The sequence below is a fragment of the Erythrobacter insulae genome, from assembly GCF_007004095.1.
Taxonomy (GTDB): domain Bacteria; phylum Pseudomonadota; class Alphaproteobacteria; order Sphingomonadales; family Sphingomonadaceae; genus Erythrobacter; species Erythrobacter insulae.
The window spans coordinates 1343575-1359772 of record NZ_VHJK01000001.1 but is presented as its reverse complement, the minus strand read 5'-3'; the positions used below and the strand labels follow the sequence as shown (position 1 = coordinate 1359772).

Annotated in this window: 15 protein-coding genes; 7 read left to right on the top strand and 8 right to left on the bottom strand. The window is 57.0% G+C overall.

The window, feature by feature from the left end; genetic code table 11:
* From FGU71_RS06550 to hisS, 4 genes are all read right to left on the bottom strand, one after another.
* Nucleotides 1-651, bottom strand: coding sequence for a DUF4167 domain-containing protein (locus tag FGU71_RS06550; protein ID WP_185960216.1), 651 nt, complete (start codon nucleotides 649-651; stop codon nucleotides 1-3).
* 240 nt (nucleotides 652-891) lie between these two features.
* Nucleotides 892-1716 carry a peptide chain release factor N(5)-glutamine methyltransferase gene (prmC, locus tag FGU71_RS06545; RefSeq protein ID WP_142787817.1) on the bottom strand — a complete coding sequence of 275 codons (825 nt, stop codon included), beginning with the start codon at nucleotides 1714-1716 and terminating at the stop codon, nucleotides 892-894.
* A complete protein-coding gene (gene prfA / locus FGU71_RS06540; protein ID WP_142787815.1) occupies nucleotides 1713-2780 on the bottom strand; it encodes a peptide chain release factor 1 in 1068 nt (355 codons plus the stop codon). Before prfA ends, prmC begins: the two co-directional genes overlap by 4 nt.
* Complete coding sequence (hisS, locus tag FGU71_RS06535; protein ID WP_142787814.1) at nucleotides 2780-4027, bottom strand: histidine--tRNA ligase; 1248 nt, start codon at nucleotides 4025-4027, stop codon at nucleotides 2780-2782. The genes prfA and hisS overlap by 1 nt, the downstream gene beginning before the upstream one ends.
* Nucleotides 4028-4153: 126 nt before the next feature.
* Here hisS and ppa point away from each other — a divergent pair, with 126 nt between their 5' ends.
* Nucleotides 4154-4690 carry an inorganic diphosphatase gene (ppa, locus tag FGU71_RS06530; protein ID WP_142787813.1) on the top strand — a complete coding sequence of 179 codons (537 nt, stop codon included), beginning with the start codon at nucleotides 4154-4156 and terminating at the stop codon, nucleotides 4688-4690.
* A 46-nt stretch (nucleotides 4691-4736) separates the two neighbouring features.
* Here the strand turns inward: ppa and FGU71_RS06525 are convergent, their stop codons facing one another.
* Nucleotides 4737-5114 (bottom strand): hypothetical protein, encoded by a 378-nt coding sequence (locus tag FGU71_RS06525; RefSeq protein ID WP_142787812.1) that lies wholly within the window; start codon nucleotides 5112-5114, stop codon nucleotides 4737-4739.
* 255 nt (nucleotides 5115-5369) lie between these two features.
* Here FGU71_RS06525 and lptB point away from each other — a divergent pair, with 255 nt between their 5' ends.
* The 3 genes from lptB to ctrA all read left to right on the top strand — a co-directional run bounded on the left by lptB (nucleotide 5370) and on the right by ctrA (nucleotide 8638).
* Nucleotides 5370-6167, top strand: coding sequence for an LPS export ABC transporter ATP-binding protein (gene lptB / locus FGU71_RS06520; protein ID WP_142787811.1), 798 nt, complete (start codon nucleotides 5370-5372; stop codon nucleotides 6165-6167).
* Between the two features lie 11 nt (nucleotides 6168-6178).
* A complete protein-coding gene (rpoN, locus tag FGU71_RS06515) occupies nucleotides 6179-7678 on the top strand; it encodes an RNA polymerase factor sigma-54 (protein WP_142787810.1) in 1500 nt (499 codons plus the stop codon).
* A gap of 264 nt (nucleotides 7679-7942) precedes the next feature.
* On the top strand, nucleotides 7943-8638 hold the full coding sequence (gene ctrA, locus FGU71_RS06510; RefSeq protein ID WP_142787809.1) for a response regulator transcription factor CtrA: 696 nt from the start codon (nucleotides 7943-7945) through the stop codon (nucleotides 8636-8638).
* An 87-nt stretch (nucleotides 8639-8725) separates the two neighbouring features.
* Here the strand turns inward: ctrA and FGU71_RS06505 are convergent, their stop codons facing one another.
* Nucleotides 8726-9961, bottom strand: coding sequence for a mechanosensitive ion channel family protein (locus tag FGU71_RS06505; RefSeq protein WP_234035673.1), 1236 nt, complete (start codon nucleotides 9959-9961; stop codon nucleotides 8726-8728).
* A gap of 68 nt (nucleotides 9962-10029) precedes the next feature.
* On the opposite strand from FGU71_RS06505, the gene trmB reads away from it, so the two are divergent.
* The 3 genes from trmB (at nucleotide 10030) to FGU71_RS06490 (ending at nucleotide 12655) form a co-directional block, all read left to right on the top strand.
* On the top strand, nucleotides 10030-10731 hold the full coding sequence (gene trmB, locus FGU71_RS06500) for a tRNA (guanine(46)-N(7))-methyltransferase TrmB (protein ID WP_142787808.1): 702 nt from the start codon (nucleotides 10030-10032) through the stop codon (nucleotides 10729-10731).
* A 60-nt stretch (nucleotides 10732-10791) separates the two neighbouring features.
* Nucleotides 10792-12009 (top strand): DUF917 domain-containing protein, encoded by a 1218-nt coding sequence (locus FGU71_RS06495; protein WP_142787807.1) that lies wholly within the window; start codon nucleotides 10792-10794, stop codon nucleotides 12007-12009.
* A 145-nt stretch (nucleotides 12010-12154) separates the two neighbouring features.
* Nucleotides 12155-12655 (top strand): ferritin-like domain-containing protein, encoded by a 501-nt coding sequence (locus FGU71_RS06490; RefSeq protein ID WP_142787805.1) that lies wholly within the window; start codon nucleotides 12155-12157, stop codon nucleotides 12653-12655.
* A gap of 77 nt (nucleotides 12656-12732) precedes the next feature.
* Here FGU71_RS06490 and FGU71_RS06485 read toward each other — a convergent pair whose 3' ends face one another.
* Both FGU71_RS06485 and FGU71_RS06480 read right to left on the bottom strand, forming a co-directional pair.
* Entirely contained in the window at nucleotides 12733-13863 is a 1131-nt protein-coding gene (locus FGU71_RS06485; protein WP_142787804.1) for an aminotransferase class V-fold PLP-dependent enzyme, read from the bottom strand.
* A gap of 7 nt (nucleotides 13864-13870) precedes the next feature.
* Nucleotides 13871-16132: an NADP-dependent malic enzyme gene (locus FGU71_RS06480; protein WP_142787803.1), complete on the bottom strand. Its 2262-nt coding sequence runs from the start codon at nucleotides 16130-16132 to the stop codon at nucleotides 13871-13873.
* Between the last annotated feature and the right edge of the window lie 66 nt (nucleotides 16133-16198).

The following is a 16198-nucleotide window of genomic DNA, read 5'->3' as shown; positions in this document are numbered from 1 at the left end:
TTAACCGACAACTTCTAAACTGTCGTCGCTGTCTTTGGCCGATCCAACACCGATAGCCGGTGGCAGAACCGATGAGTCGATCTCTGCTGCGGTATCGCCGCCACGGTCGCCTTTGTCGGGCCGGCTTGCGCGCGGCTTCCTGCGTTTGGGCTTCTCCGTAGTGTCCGCATCGCTGCGCGGTTTGCGTGCGCGGCGCTTTGGCTTTTCGACTTCTTCTGACGTTTCGTTATCGGAATCGTCATCAGCGTCGTTTTCATCGGACCGGTTGCTGTCGCGCTGGTCTTCGCCGTCTTCACGGCGTCCGCGCGGGCGGCGATTGCTGTTGCGGCGGCGGTTATCGCCGTCTTCGTCTTCATCGCTGTCATCGCCAGAGGGGCCGCGCTCGTCATTACGTTTGGCCCGTGCTTCGTCTTGGCGCGCTTTATTATCTGCAATCACGCGGAAATAATGATCTGCAAATTGAAGATAATATTCCGCCTGGACACGATCACCATGGTGCTGCGCATCCTGTGCAAGCTTTTTATACTTGTCGAGGAGCTGCGGCGCATTGCCGCGTGCGCGGCTATCGATGCGGTTCTGGTTGTTCGCCGCACCTTGCGGGTTGCGGTTTCCGCGACCGCGACGACGATTGTTGTTACGATTGTTGTTCAAGGAAATTCTTCCTGTTTGCGGCCGTGGTGCATTCTAAAACATGCTCCGGGGCCAACAGACCTTTCGTCTTTGCGCCAAACTGACGCGCGCTCCGCGCTGCCTTGGCCAAGGGGTTGCCCTGATGGCCGTCTGACATCGAATTTGGAGCTTGGTTCAGCGATCTGCGCCCTTCGCATATCGGTGACCTAGTTCTGAATTAGCGAGCCGGAGTGCTTTTGCCAAGCCCTGTAAACATTTTCTTCATCGGATGATTAAAGCGCGCGGTCTTGCCGCGAGATCATTTCTCGCCTCAACGGTGAATCCGCAGGCTGATGCGATATCGGAAACCGACTGTTGCTGCGCGGCGCCGATTTCAAACACCGCAACGGCATTTTTAGACATCAGGTTGCCAAGCTGCGGCAGAAGAATGCGATAATCGTCAAGTCCCTCGGGTCCGGAAAACAGCGCGTCCGCCGGTTCGAAATCACGCACATCAGGCTCAAGCTCGGCGTCGATTTCAACATACGGCGGATTGCAAAGAATAAGGTCAAATCTCCCCAAGCCTTTGGCCCAGCCCGCTTCGCGCCAATCACGCAGGTGAAATTCGGCTCTATCATCATCCAGCCCCAGCGCGCTCGCATTCCCTTTCGCCATGGCCAAAGCTGCGCCTGAAGCATCCACCCCGACGCCGTTTCCGATCCCCAGCTCAAGCATAGCCGTTATCAGAAGCGCGCCAGACCCTGTTCCCAGATCGAGGACACGGCGGGCATTGCCAGCATATTCCCGCGCTGCCTCTATCAACGTTTCGCTGTCGCCGCGCGGTATCAAAACATCTTGTGAAATACGAAACGATCGCCCGTAAAACTCCGCCTCCCCGATGATATGCGCAACCGGCTCCCGTGTTGCGCGGCGTTCGATCAACCCATTGAACGCGCTCGGAATCTCGCCTTGCATCGCACGGATCAACATGTCCGACCGGGTTAGGCCAAGGGCATGCGCCATCAACAATTCCGCATCCAGTCGCGCAGTATCGCTCGTCAAGGTGAGCTTTGCGGTGGCCGCGCGGATTGCATCGGCAACACTCACTCGTTCATCGCCGCAAGCCGTTTGCCCTCATCCTCCGCCGTCAGCGCATCGACAAGCTCGGTTAATCCTGGACCAGCCAGCACCTCTTCGAGTTTGTGCAGCGTCAGCCCGATGCGGTGATCCGTCACGCGGCCCTGCGGGAAATTGTAGGTACGGATGCGCTCGGACCGATCGCCGCTGCCGACCATTGCCTTGCGCGCTTCGGCTTCGGCACCCTGTGCTTCATCGCGGCTTTTTTCATAGAGCCGCGCGCGCAGAACCTGCATCGCCTTTTCACGGTTCTTGTGCTGGCTGCGCCCGTCCTGACAGGTCACAACAATACCGCTCGGCTCATGCGTAATGCGGATCGCAGAATCGGTGGTGTTGACGTGCTGACCGCCGGCCCCGCTGGCCCGATATGTGTCAATCTTGAGATCGCCCGGATCGATATTCACATCAACATCATCGGGTTCAGGCAAGACAGCGACCGTCGCCGCAGACGTATGTATCCGTCCGCCGCTTTCCGTTACCGGCACACGCTGGACGCGGTGCACACCGCTTTCAAACTTGAGCCGCGCGAACACACCATTGCCGGTGATGTTGGCCACGATTTCCTTGAATCCGCCAACTTCGGACGCGCTCATATTGACCGGCTCAACCTTCCAACCGTTCTCGGCGGCAAAGCGTTCATACATCCGGTAAAGATCGCCTGCGAACAATGCCGCTTCATCGCCGCCTGTCCCGGCCCGGATTTCCAGCATTGCGGGCTTGCTATCGGCGGCATCGCGCGGCAGCAGGGCGAGGGCCAGTTTCCGTTCTTTTTCCGGCAGAGCCTCGCGGATCGCGGCCAGCTCTTCTTCCGCAATCGCTTTCATTTCGGAATCGGCCAGCATTTCTTCGAGACCGGTGACCTCATCTCGCATAGCCTTCACCTCGGCGGCGATTTTCGCGACCGGCTCCAACTCGGCATAATCGCGGCTTGCCTGAACGAAGGCGTCGCCTTCGAGAGTGCCCGACGCCATGCGCGCCTCCAGCTCCGCAAAACGATTGGCGATCTGGTCAAGGCGAGTGGCAGGAATTTGCATCAGTCGAGACCCAGTTCGCGGAGCTTTTCCGCTAGCTCGTCTTTCTTCGATGCGTTCTCGTCATACCTCAATCGGCGCTCTCCATCGCTCATGGCCAATATGACACGGCTGCCGACCTTTACGGCTTTATCGAATCGCTTTTTCTTCCCTCCGGATGCGATGAATTCGGCTGATAGGCCGGCATGACGAATGGCGCTTACGGCGGCCTGACCTTGCGCAGTCATTGCATCATCCTCAACCACCACGACAACATCGGCGCGCGCGGCATTGCGTTCACCCACCAGCATCGCCAGCCGCTCAATCCCCGCAGCCCAGCCGACCGCAGGCGTTGGCGCGCCGCCGAGGCTTTCCATCAGGCCGTCATACCGCCCGCCGCCCAGAATTGTGCTTTGCGCGCCCAATGCGTCTGCCGCGGCTGATCCTTCATCGGGAATGAATTCAAACGCAGTGTGGCGGTAATAATCGAGCCCGCGCACAAGGCTTTCGGCGCGGGTCCATTTTACGCCCGCTGCATCCAATCCGCTGGTGACCGCTTCAAAAAATGCGGTGGCTTCCTCGGTCAGAAAATCGTCAATCTTGGGGGCACCGGCCACGAATTGCTGGTCCCGCCGATCCTTGCTGTCGAGGATGCGCAGCGGATTTTTCTCCAACCGCTCTTGCGAATCTTCGGACAATTCACCTTGGACTGCGCGAAAGTATTCGATCAACGCAGCGCGCCATTTTTCGCGGCTATCGGCATCGCCGAGCGTGTTGAGGTGCAACGTTACGCCCTCGATACCCAGTTCTTTCAAAAGCTGATCGGACATGGCGAGCAATTCAACATCCGCCTGTGGTTCAGCCGCGCCGATAATCTCGGCATCGATCTGGTGGAACTGGCGATAGCGGCCCTTTTGCGGGCGTTCATATCGGAACAGCGGGCCGTGCGTCGCAGCCTTTAAGGGCGCGTGCTGCTGCCAACCGTTGGTCAGATATGCGCGCGCCATGCCTGCCGTGAATTCAGGCCTAAGCGTCAGCGAATCCCCGCCGCGATCCTCAAACGAATACATCTCTTTCGAGACAACATCGGTGGTTTCGCCAATCGCCCGGCTGAACACTTCGGTCTTTTCAAAAACTGGCATTTCTACACGGCGAAAGCGATAAAGTTTGCGCACGCGTTCAAATGTTTCGACCACAAAGGCAAACGCCTCCGCGTCTGCGCCGAAGATATCCTGAGTGCCGCGAATGGCTTTGGGAGTGTTCTTGCTCATATCAATCCTGATGTTTGACGGTGCGATTAGGGCACACAGAAGGTTGCCGCAATATCGAGAGCAAGCTATCGGCCCCGAATACGCCTTTGCGGAGAGGGGCGAAACACCAAAATAGGAACTTGGCCCATGCGTATCGACAAAATTCCAACTGGCGAAAATCCGCCAGAAGCTCTGAACGTCATTATCGAAGTGCCAACCGGCGGCGAACCGGTGAAATATGAATTCGACAAGGAATCGGGCGCACTGTTCGTTGACCGGATCCTGCACACGCCAATGCGCTACCCGGCGAATTACGGGTTTGTCCCGCACACTCTTTCACCGGATGGCGACCCGCTTGATGCGTTGGTTATCGCCCGGTCACCCTTCATCGCAGGCTGCGTAGTCCGCGCGCGCCCCATTGGTGTTCTCAACTTGGAAGACGAGCATGGCGGCGATGAAAAACTGATCTGCGTACCCGTGGATACGACATTCCCGTATTATTCCGATGTAGGCGAAACCAAAGATTTGCCGTCGATCATTCTACAACAGATCGAACATTTCTTTACACACTACAAAGATCTGGAAGCCGAAAAATGGGTCCGTATCGGTAAATGGGGCGATGCCGCAGAAGCCCGCCAGATCGTCCTTGAAGCGATCGAGCGGGAAAAGGCTGCCTTAAAATAGCGTGTGAGTTTGAGGTGAGCCGGGGCAATGGCCGCCCGCTCACCTTTTACATTACAGAAAAGAGCGCTTTGAAGATGCCGGTCAGCAAGAGCGGCAATCCAATTGCAAGCGACCAGAGCAAAATCGTATCGCGCCGGAATGCACCCGCATAGGCGGGATCCGAAGCTTCCTGGTCCGATAGTCCCTGCCAGCGTTTTTCAAACCAGCGGCACGCCGGAATGATGGCCGCAACCAGCACAATCAAAGCGAAATAAGGCAAAATGGAAGAAAGGCCTTCGGAAAGGGCTTTCACCGTGACGAAGATTTGCAGGCCAGTGTAGGTCAGCAATGCGTAAGCGACATGATCGCTGATCGATTTGCGCCAGTCGGTCCCCCGTTCTTCCGTCCCGGTCTGGACTGCAGCCTGCGTTTCGTGATTTGCCATAATACCGCTCCCCAACGGTTTGTGTTATTATGGCAGTAGTATCTCAAAGACACACGCATCTGGCAAGCGCGGTAACCAACGCCCGAAACGATCATGCGCCACAATCGCGAATCCGGAACAAACCGCCGTAATCGTTGATATTCTCGTCGATGAACGTTTGTCGTTGACGGATTGAATGGGGTTTAAAGCAAAAATCCTGCCAAAACGGACCAGACACCCTTTTCTGTTAACGGGAGGCTGCTAAAGCTAATATCCATGAGCGAGTCTCCTACCCTCGAAGAGCTGACCGAAAGCCCTGAATTCAGCGCGGACGCCGCCGCTGAGTTGCCCGAGGGCGGGCTTGAAGTTGTTTCCATCGCCAAAAGTTATGACAAACGCGCCGTACTGACCGACATCTCGCTTAGCGTGGCCAAAGGCGAGGTGCTCGGCCTGCTTGGGCCGAACGGCGCAGGCAAGACGACGTGTTTTTACTCCATCATGGGCCTGGTTAAGCCAGATTCCGGCCGTATCCTGATGGACGGTGAGGATGTTACGAAACTGCCGATGTATCGCCGTGCGATCCTTGGCCTCGGCTATTTGCCTCAGGAAACCAGCATTTTTCGCGGCATGACGGTTGAACAGAATATCAACTGCGTGCTGGAAATGGTTGAGCCCGATGCCGATACGCGCGCCGCCGAACTGGAGCGTTTGCTGAGCGAATTCGGGCTCACGCGTCTGCGGGAAAGCCCGGCAATGGCGCTATCGGGCGGTGAGCGGCGGCGCTGCGAAATTGCGCGTGCGCTTGCGGCAAAGCCTTCCATTATGCTGCTTGATGAACCTTTTGCAGGGATCGACCCGCTTTCGATCAGCGACATTCGCGATCTTGTAAAAGATCTGAAACGGCGCGGGATCGGCGTTCTGATTACAGATCACAATGTGCGCGAGACGCTGGATATCGTAGACCGCGCCTGCATCATTTATGGCGGGCAAGTCCTGTTTGCGGGCACTCCGCAAGACCTCGTTGCGGATGAGAACGTCAAACGTCTCTACCTTGGCGAGAGTTTCACGCTCTAACGGTCAGCACGATGGCGCTCGGACCCAGACTGGACCTTCGCCAATCGCAGCAATTGGTGATGACGCCGCAATTGCAGCAGGCGATCAAGCTGCTGGCGGCGTCCAATCTTGAAATCGAAACCTTCATCGGTGATGCGCTGGACAGCAATCCGCTGCTTGAGGCGGGATCTGTTTCGAGTGAAGATAAAGGCGCAGGCGAACCCGACGATATCCCGCGCGAAGAATTAACCAGTGACCAGTTGATGGCGCAGGGGGCAGGCGAAAGCGAGGCTCCGCTTGATCTGGATACGGGCGCGCTCGACAGGGACCGCGATACGGGCGACGGATCATCAGCGGCGAGCGCATCGGGAGATGCCGAATGGGGTTCGGCGGCGAGTTATTCTGCGGGCGATGAATTCCCCGACATTAATGCCACCCGCGCTTCCGAAACGACTTTAAGCCAGCACCTGAATGATCAAGTCGGCGCGATTGCGGTCAACGCTAAAGAAGCCTTTATCGCGCGCCACATTATCGGTCTGCTCGACGATGCCGGGTATCTCAGCGGAGGGCTGCGCGAGATTGCGCAAGACCTCGGGGTGACGCGTGATGAAGTCGAGGACGGTCTGACCGTTGTTCAAATGCTCGATCCGACCGGTGTTGGCGCACGCAGTCTGGCGGAATGTCTCGAATTGCAGGCGCGTGAGGCCGACCGATATGATCCGTGTATGGCGAAACTGATCGATAACCTCGATCTGGTTGCGCGCGGCGAGGTCGAAAAGCTGAAACGCCTTTGCGAGGTCGATGATGAAGATTTTGGAGATATGCTGGGCGAATTGCGCAGCTACGATCCGAAACCGGGCCTAGCCTTTGCCCCCACCAGCGATGATGCGGTTGTCCCTGATGTTTTGCTGAGCGCAAAAGACGACGGCGGCTGGGACATCAAATTGAATGAAGCAACCCTGCCGCGCCTGATCGTGAACCGCGATTATTATGTAGAGCTCAATCAGGGATCACCTAATAAAGAAGCGCAAAGCTGGCTTAAGGAAAAGCTGGCCGATGCGCATTGGTTAATCCGCGCGCTGGACCAGCGGCAAAAAACTATCCTTAAAACTGCCGCTGAAATCGTTAAGCAGCAGGACGGCTTTTTCCGCCGCGGCGTTGCTGAACTTCGCCCGCTGACCCTGCGCGAGGTGGCAGAACAGATCGACATGCACGAAAGCACGGTTAGCCGCGTCACGAGCAACAAATACCTGCATTGCGATCGCGGCTGCTTTGAACTGAAATACTTCTTCACCAGCGGGGTCGGATCAAGCGACGGCGAAGGCGCATCATCCGAAGCAATCAAAGCGCGGATCAAAGCGCTGACGGATGCCGAAGATCCGAAAAAAGTACTGTCAGACCAGAAACTGGCCGACCTGCTTAAAGAAGAAGGCTTCGATCTCGCCCGGCGCACAGTCGCAAAATACCGCGAAGCCATCGGGATCGGATCGAGCGCGCAAAGACGGCGGGCAAAGAAATTGAACGGGTTTTGAACCGCGCAGCCAGACCAGAATTGTTCGCCCGAGTTCAAGCACAAGCCCGGCTTTTCAGGCAGACCCCGGCTTTAACGACACAAAAAAGACCTGTGGCATCAAAGACTCACAAATTTTTAAGGCTTCTATTTACGGCGCGTTAACCTTTTCCGTTCAGACCTTGTGTGGTTAATACATGACAACACCTCTTACCGAGGCGTTACCAACCACAGCTTACCAAAGCGGTGAGCCTGCCACGTTTCGGGGCAACTTAGGGGACCAGAAATGCGAGTGCTGTTGATTGAGGACGAGCCAACAACCGCGAAAGCGATTGAACTCATGCTCACCACCGAGGGCTTTAATGTCTATTCAACTGATCTGGGCGAAGAAGGCCTCGATCTGGGTAAGTTGTATGATTACGATATCATTTTACTCGACCTTAACCTTCCGGATATGCACGGCTATGACGTGCTTAAGAAGCTGCGCGTTGCCAAGGTGCAAACGCCGGTTCTGATCCTGTCGGGCATTGCCGAAATGGATAGCAAGATCCGTTCGTTCGGCTTTGGTGCCGACGATTACGTGACCAAGCCGTTCCACCGTGAAGAACTGGTTGCCCGCATTCATGCTGTTGTGCGCCGTTCGAAAGGCCACAGCCAGTCGATCATCCGCACCGGCAAACTGGCCGTGAACCTTGATGCCAAGACTGTCGAAGTTGACGGTGCACGGGTCCATCTGACCGGCAAAGAATACGCGATGCTTGAGCTGCTTTCACTGCGCAAAGGCACCACGCTGACCAAAGAGATGTTCCTCAACCACCTGTATGGCGGAATGGATGAGCCGGAACTCAAAATTATCGACGTCTTCATTTGCAAGCTGCGCAAAAAGCTCAGCCATGCATGCGGCGGCGAAAACTATATCGAAACCGTATGGGGCCGCGGCTATGTGCTGCGCGATCCAAACGAAGAAGCCGAAGCGGCTTAATCTATTTGCCCGGCGCGCTCACCGCGTGGCAACCACAAGCTTGAATAATGGAGCACCCGAAATGCCGATGGCGTTTCGGGTGTACTCTTATGCGCCGCGCACCAGCGCCGCGAAATCGCCGCCGGTCGGTTCTTGGAACACGCGCAAGCCAAATTCAGGCAAAATCGCGATCAGGTGGTCGAATATGTCCGCCTGGATGCCTTCATATTGCTCCCACGCAGTCGTGTTGGTGAAGCAGTAAATCTCCAATGGCACACCCTGCGGCCCCGATGGCAATTGCCGCACCATCATCAGGAAATCGTCACCAATCTGAGGGTGCCAGCTGATATAGGCCTGCATATAGGCGCGCATCGTGCCGAGATTGGTCAGCCGCCGCGCATTAACCGGGACAGCCTCTTCACTCGACAATTCGCGCGTGTTCCAATTCTTGATCTCATCACGCTTCGCAGCGAGGTAGGGTTTGAGAATGCGGAATTTCTTAAGGCCCAGGACTTGCTCGTCCGACAGAAAACAGACCGAATTCTGGTCAATCGTGATTGATCGCTTGATCCGCCGACCACCACTTTCCGCCATGCCGCGCCAATTTTGGAACGCATCCGATACCAGCCGGTGGGTCGGGATCGTCGTGATCGTCTTGTCGAAGTTTTGAACCTTTACCGTGTGCAGAGAAATATCGATCACATCACCATCGGCATCCATGCTCGGCATGGTGATCCAGTCGCCTACACGCAGCATATCGTTGGACGTCAATTGAACGCTTGCGACGAGCGACAGGATTGTGTCCTTGAACACGAGCAGCAAAACCGCAGTAATCGCGCCCAGACCCGAAAGCAGTAAAAACGGCGATTCATCGATCAAGACCGAGATCATGACAATCGCAGCGCCGCAAAGAACAAGGATCTTTACGACCTGCACAAACCCTTTGATCGGGCGATTGCGCGACCGCGGCAGGCGTTCATACAGCTCATTGGCATAGGTCAGCGCTTTGACGACACCCATCGCAATCGACACGACGATCAACGCCTGCGCCACATTGGTGATGACAGTGTACACCTCTTCCGGCAAATTCGGGACCAGCCGAATTCCGCGCGAAATCACAAGCAAAGGTGCCGCCGTTGCAAGCCACGCAGCGGCCTTGTCACTCGTTTTCGTCTTGGTATCGAGATACGGCGCCAGCACCCGCAAGATGACGTGTTTGAGCACGTAATTCACGGTCAACGAAGCCAGCGCGAGCAGCACCAGCCCAATCAAAGATTGCAACCAAAGGGGTTGCTGGGCGAAAAATTCCATCAAAGCTTGCATGGTTTCGCGCCCTAGCGGCATAGAAGGGGCCGCCTCAACCCCCGATCTGGTCTGGACAAGCACCGCCCTCTCCCATTACCGCGCCCGGCATGAGTGCTTTTAAAGAGGGCGATCCCACCACCTTGAACCGGATGTACGGGCGCAGCATCGGGAAACCGCTGCGCGGCCGCCAGCAGGGTTTGGTCGATGATTTGCTGCCAAAGATTGCTGTGCCCGCAGAGGGCCCCGTTACCGCCGAAGGGCTGTTCGGAGAAGATTGCCCGCTGCATTTGGAGATTGGTTTTGGCAGCGGGGAACATCTCGCGTACCGCGCTGATCTGCTGCCCAATCACGGTTTTATCGGAGCGGAACCGTTTTTAAACGGCGTCGCAGCGGCGCTTGGTCATGTCGATGATGAACGCCTCGCCAATATCCGCTTGCACCACGGCGATGCCATCGACGTGCTGCAGCGGCTGCCCGATGGCGCGCTTACGATGTGTTATTTGCTCCACCCTGACCCCTGGCCCAAGAACAAGCATGCCAAACGGCGCATGGTAAATGACGGTCCCATCGCGCTGATCGCACAGAAAATGAAGCCTGGCGGCGAATTCCGGTTTGGCACCGATCACGATATCTATCTGCGCCACGCCTTGATGGTGATGCAGCGTCACACCGACAAATTCGAATGGATTGTCGAAGGCCCCGCAGACTGGCAAAACCGCCCCAGCGGATGGTGCGAGACGCGCTACGAATACAAAGCGCGCAACACGTTCGGCCACGAAGTCTGGTATTTTCGCTTCCGGAGACTGTAAATTTGCATTGATGACCGGAGCGCGTCAGTCTCTGAACCAGAGAACTAAAAGGACAAAGACATGGCATCACGGCGGCAATTTCTGGGTGGTTTGGCAGTAGCGGCAGGCACGCTGGCGGCGTGCCGCGAATTGCCTGCCGATGGCGAACGCCCCAGCATCGCCGGAGCCCGTGTTCTGGATAAGACCGCTTTGGAAGATGCGCTGCTCGGCAGCTCGTATCTGGGCACCGGCGGAGGCGGCAGCCTTTCCGAAGCGCGCGACCTGATCGCACAGGATCTTGCAGCGGGTCTGACATTCTCCATGATACCTGTCAGCGCGCTATCCGATACAGACCGTGTCGCCTGCCCATATGGATTGGCGAGCCTCGCAGAGACGAGCGAGGATATGCAGGCCAAGCTGAATGCGGTTGAAAATCCGGTGGAAGTGCCGGTGCAGGCCGCATTCGAAGCGCTGGAAAAACATATCGGACAAAAATTCGCTGGGGTGATCATGGGTGAGATCGGGCCCCTTAGCCTGGCCGAAGGGCTATCGACCGCCGCCAGATTAGGTGTGCCAGCCCTTGATGCCGATACGGTCGGGCGCGCGGTGCCGGAAATCAACCAGCATTCGGTTAAGGTCGCAGGCCTGCCGCTGACACCGATCGGCGCAGCAACCCCATTTGGGGACGAGATGATTGTCGGCCAGTTGGGCGATCCGACGCGCGCAGAGGATATTTTGCGCAGCATCGCCGTAGTTAGCCGGGAATGCGGGGTCACAGACAGCCCGATCACCGGCGCGCAGGCGAAGAAACCCGGCACTTTGGTCACTGACAGTCTGACACTTGCACAGAATATCGGCCGAGCGGTTCGTGAAGCAAAAACAGCTGGCGGCAACCCGATCGAAGCCGCGCGCGCCGCCGGAGACGGGTATCTCCTTTTCACTGGAACGGTCTCGGGTTTTTCATGGAAAGACGAAGACGGATTTCTGATCGGCACCGTAACCGTCGCCGGAAACGGCGCCTTTGCCGGGCAGACATTCCAGACTGATGTGAAGAACGAGCATCTTGTGGCACGCCGCAATGGCGCGGTGATTGCCACCTGCCCCGATCTGATAACTATCGTCGATCTGGACAGCGCAGACGGTATTGTGAATCCGGGCTACTCACGCGGCCAGACTGTCGCCGCGCTCGGTTTTCGCTGCGACCCGCTATGGCGCAGCGAGGCTGGATTGGACGTCTTCAGCCCGCGGTATTTCGGATACGATATCGATTACGTACCGATCGAACAACGGCTCGCCTAAACCACGGCGCAAGACCCTCGGCTCATCGCAGCTGAGCCATGACTCAGCGAATAACGTACAGAAAACAAATAGTTTTTTGGAACGATTTCCTGCGCCGCCCATTGGTAGGGTATATGCAAACGAAACAGAAAGGGAGATTTGCACAATGACTATTCGCACTCTCACCGACCTTTATATTGACCAGCTGCAGGACATCTACAGCGCCAACCGCCAATCGCTTGAGGCAACGAAAAAGCTTCGCGATGCGGCCACGTCACCGGATCTGACCCGCGCACTGGATGACGGTGTCAAAGGCATCGAGGACGGCATGGCACAGGTCAAAAACCTGATCACTGGACACAAAGCCGACCCGACCGGCGAATTCTGCAAAGGCATGGAAGGCCTCGTTAAAGAAGCCAAAGCCCACGCCATCAACGCAGACATCACCGACAGCGACGTGCGCGATGCATCAATCATCTCGCAATATCAGCGCATGGTGCACTATGCTCTCGCCGGATATGGCACAGCAGTAGCATTTGCAGGTCGCCTCGAGCTTGAAAACGACGTCAAAACCCTCCGCAATTGTCTGAATGAGACATATGAGGGTGATCGCCGGATGACGCAGATCGCATCAGGTGAAGTCAATGAAAAGGCTCTTGCCGCGTAACTCGCGGCAACCAGAAAACTAACCCAATTGGGCTCGGCATTACGCCGGGCCTTTTTGTTGTCAGTCGCAGATTCCAGTTACTGCAGGGCGTCCATCAACGCTGCGCTATCGGCAGGGGTGTTGTAAAGGTGCGGCGTAACGCGCAGCGACGCCCCTCTCTGGGAGATAAATATCCGTTTAGCCGCGAGCTTTTCCGTAAGGCCGGCCGGCATTTTATCCTGGAATCCCAGAGACAGAAAATGCGGCGCACGGATCCCGATATCGGCAGCGGTCAGGCCGATCTTCGCTGCCTCCGCTGCAATGGCATTGCTGCGCTGTCCAAGCTCATCAGCGATGGCATCCACGCCGAATTCGAGCAGGAAATCGAACCCGGCGCTCGCCCCCAGCAATAGCGGCGGATTGGATTTCTCGCCCATGTCAAACCGCCGGGCACCTGGCTGAAAATCGTCGCGATACTCCACCAAACGGGTAAAATCCTCTGACCCGCCGCGATTGATCCAATTGTATTCCAATGGCTCGCCCGCATGATGCTTGGGGTTAACATACAGCATCGCGATACCATACGGACCCATCAGCCATTTGTAGCAAGCAGCAACCGCGAAGTCCGGTTGGACCTCGGCCAGATCAATGGGCATCGCTCCAAGTGATTGCGTGAGATCCAGCACAAGCGCCGCGCCAACCGAGCGGCACATTGCACCGACCGCCGTCAAATCCACGATCCGGCCATCGGCCCAATGACAATGCGGCACGGCGACAATCGCAGTGTCTGGCCCAATCGCGTCCAGAACCGCTTCGGTCCAGGCCGCGTCATCATCACGCTGGACCGCAATGACTGTGCCTCCGCACCGCTCGGCCAAGTCGCGCCACACATATATGTTGGAGGGAAACTGGTCGGCAAGCGTGACAATCTGCTGACCGGCCGCGAGCGGAAGGTTTTTCGCTGCGAGCGCCAGCGCGTAGCTAACGGAGGGGACAATTGCGAGATTATCCGCGCTGACCCGTGCCACCTTCGCCGCACGCGTGCGGAAATGTTCGCAAACGGCGAAGAAGTCCGCCGGTTTAAAATTCCACGGTTCAGCCTTTAGACGCGCCGCGTCCTCCATCGCAGAAAGAACCCCATGCGACAGCGGCGCCATATAAGCGCAATTGAGATAATGGACATCGGCAGGGATCGAAAACCGGTCACGCTGGCTGGCAATCCCGCCCATCCCCGGATCAGACGACTACGCCCGCACCGGCGAGCACCGCCAAAGTCAACACATCAGGAGCCAGCGCCGTCATCGGCACGATCTGAACCGGCTTATCCATACCCAGCAGCATCGGGCCGACTGTCGCGTTGCTTCCCAGCTCGCGAAGCATCTTGGCCGAAAGGTTGGCCGATTGCAGGCCGGGCATTATCAACACGTTGGCAGGCCCGGAAAGGCGGCTGAACGGGTACAGCTTCATGACTTTGGGATTGAGCGCGGCATCGGGTGCCATTTCACCTTCATACTCAAAACCGGGATCCTCGCGGTCAAGGATAGCGACCGCTTCACGGATATTGCCGAGCCACTGACCCGAAGGATTGCCAAAGGTGGAATAAGACAGGAACGCGACACGCGGTTCGTGGCCCATCCGGCGGGCCACTGCCGCTGTTTCCTTGGCGATATGCGCCAATTCTTCGGCATTGGGCCGTTCGTTCATGGTGGTGTCTGCAAGGAATGTCGTGTGGTTCTTGCCGATCATCATATGAATACCGAACGGCAGGGCGCCCGGTTTCTTATCAAGCACCATGTTCACTTCACGCACAGTTTGCGCGAAGGTCCGCGTGAGACCGGAAATCATGCCATCACCGTGGCCCAGCGCGACAAGCAGTGTGGCAAAGACATTGCGTTCCTGATTGACCAGGCGGCGCACGTCCCGCTCGGTATACCCTTTGCGTTGCAAGCGTTTGTAAAGGTAATCGACCATGGCGGGCACATGCTCGCTATCGGCCGAGTTCTGGATTTCAAAGCTGCCGGGATCGGACACTGAAAGCTGATGCAGTTTATCGAGCACGGCTTTGGTCCGGCCGACAAGGATTGGCGTGCCATATCCAAAATCACGGTACTGGATTGCCGCGCGCAGCATGACTTCTTCTTCAGCCTCGGCGAACACCATCCGTTTCGGATTGGCCTTCGCTTCGTTGTAAACGCCTGCGAGAACGGACGTGGTCGGGTTGAGGCGCGATTTCAGCTTGGTGCGGTATTCGTCAAAATCGGCGATCTCTGACTTGGCAACGCCCGAATCCATCGCAGCCTTTGCCACAGCGGAGGACACCACTTCGATCAAACGCGGATCAAACGGCGCAGGGATGATGTAGTCGGTGCCGAATTTCTGGTTCTTGCCATAGGCGCTGGCGACTTCTTCCGGCACACGTTCACGCGCGAGTTCGGCGATGGCCTGCGCAGCGGCGACTTTCATTTCTTCGTTAATCGTTGTCGCTTGCACATCAAGCGCGCCGCGGAAGATGAACGGAAAGCCAAGGACATTGTTGACCTGGTTGGGGAAATCGCTGCGGCCGGTGGCGATAATCGCGTCGGGCCGCACCGCTTTGGCTTCGTCTGGCATGATTTCGGGCACGGGATTGGCCATTGCGAAGATAATCGGTTTGTCCGCCATCTTCTTCACCCATTCCGGCTTAAGCGCGCCTGCCGCCGACAGGCCGAGGAAGATATCGGCTCCGTCCAGCGCTTCCTCAAGCGTCGTCGCGCTCGTCTGAACCGCATGCGCGCTCTTCCACTGATCGACATTGTCGCGGCCGGGTGTAATCGGACCGCTGCGATCACACATGATCACATTCTCATGGGAAACGCCCATCGCCTTGATCAAAGCGGTACAGGCGATTGCCGCGGCCCCTGCCCCGTTCACAACGACTTTTACATCTTTGATATCGCGGTCGGTCAGGTGGCACGCATTCAACAGGCCGGCAGCGGTGATGATCGCTGTGCCGTGCTGGTCATCATGCATGACCGGAATGTTCATCCTCTCGCGCAAGGCGGCTTCGATAATGAAGCATTCTGGCGCTTTGATATCTTCCAGATTAATCCCGCCAAAGCTCGGCTCCATCAGCGCGACGGCATTGATGAAAGCTTCGGGGTCTTCGGTATCGAGCTCGATATCAATCGAGTCGACATCGGCAAACCGTTTGAACAACACCGCTTTGCCTTCCATCACCGGCTTGGACGCCAGCGCGCCGAGATTACCAAGGCCGAGGATGGCTGAACCATTGGAAATCACAGCCACAAGATTGCCTTTTGCGGTGTAGCGGGTGGCCAGCGATGGGTCCGCCGCAATCGCCTCGACCGGGGCGGCAACACCCGGCGAATAGGCGAGGCTCAGATCGCGCTGCGACGTCATCGGTTTGGTCGCGACGATCTCCAGTTTTCCTGGACGGATCGTTTCGTGATAAAACAATGCTTCGCGCGTCGTAAAACCGCTCTTTCGATCGTCAGCCATGTGGTTGTTCCCTTACCCCAGAAAGTCGCAGAAAATTCATTCGCAGCCCGTTTAGCGGCACCGAAA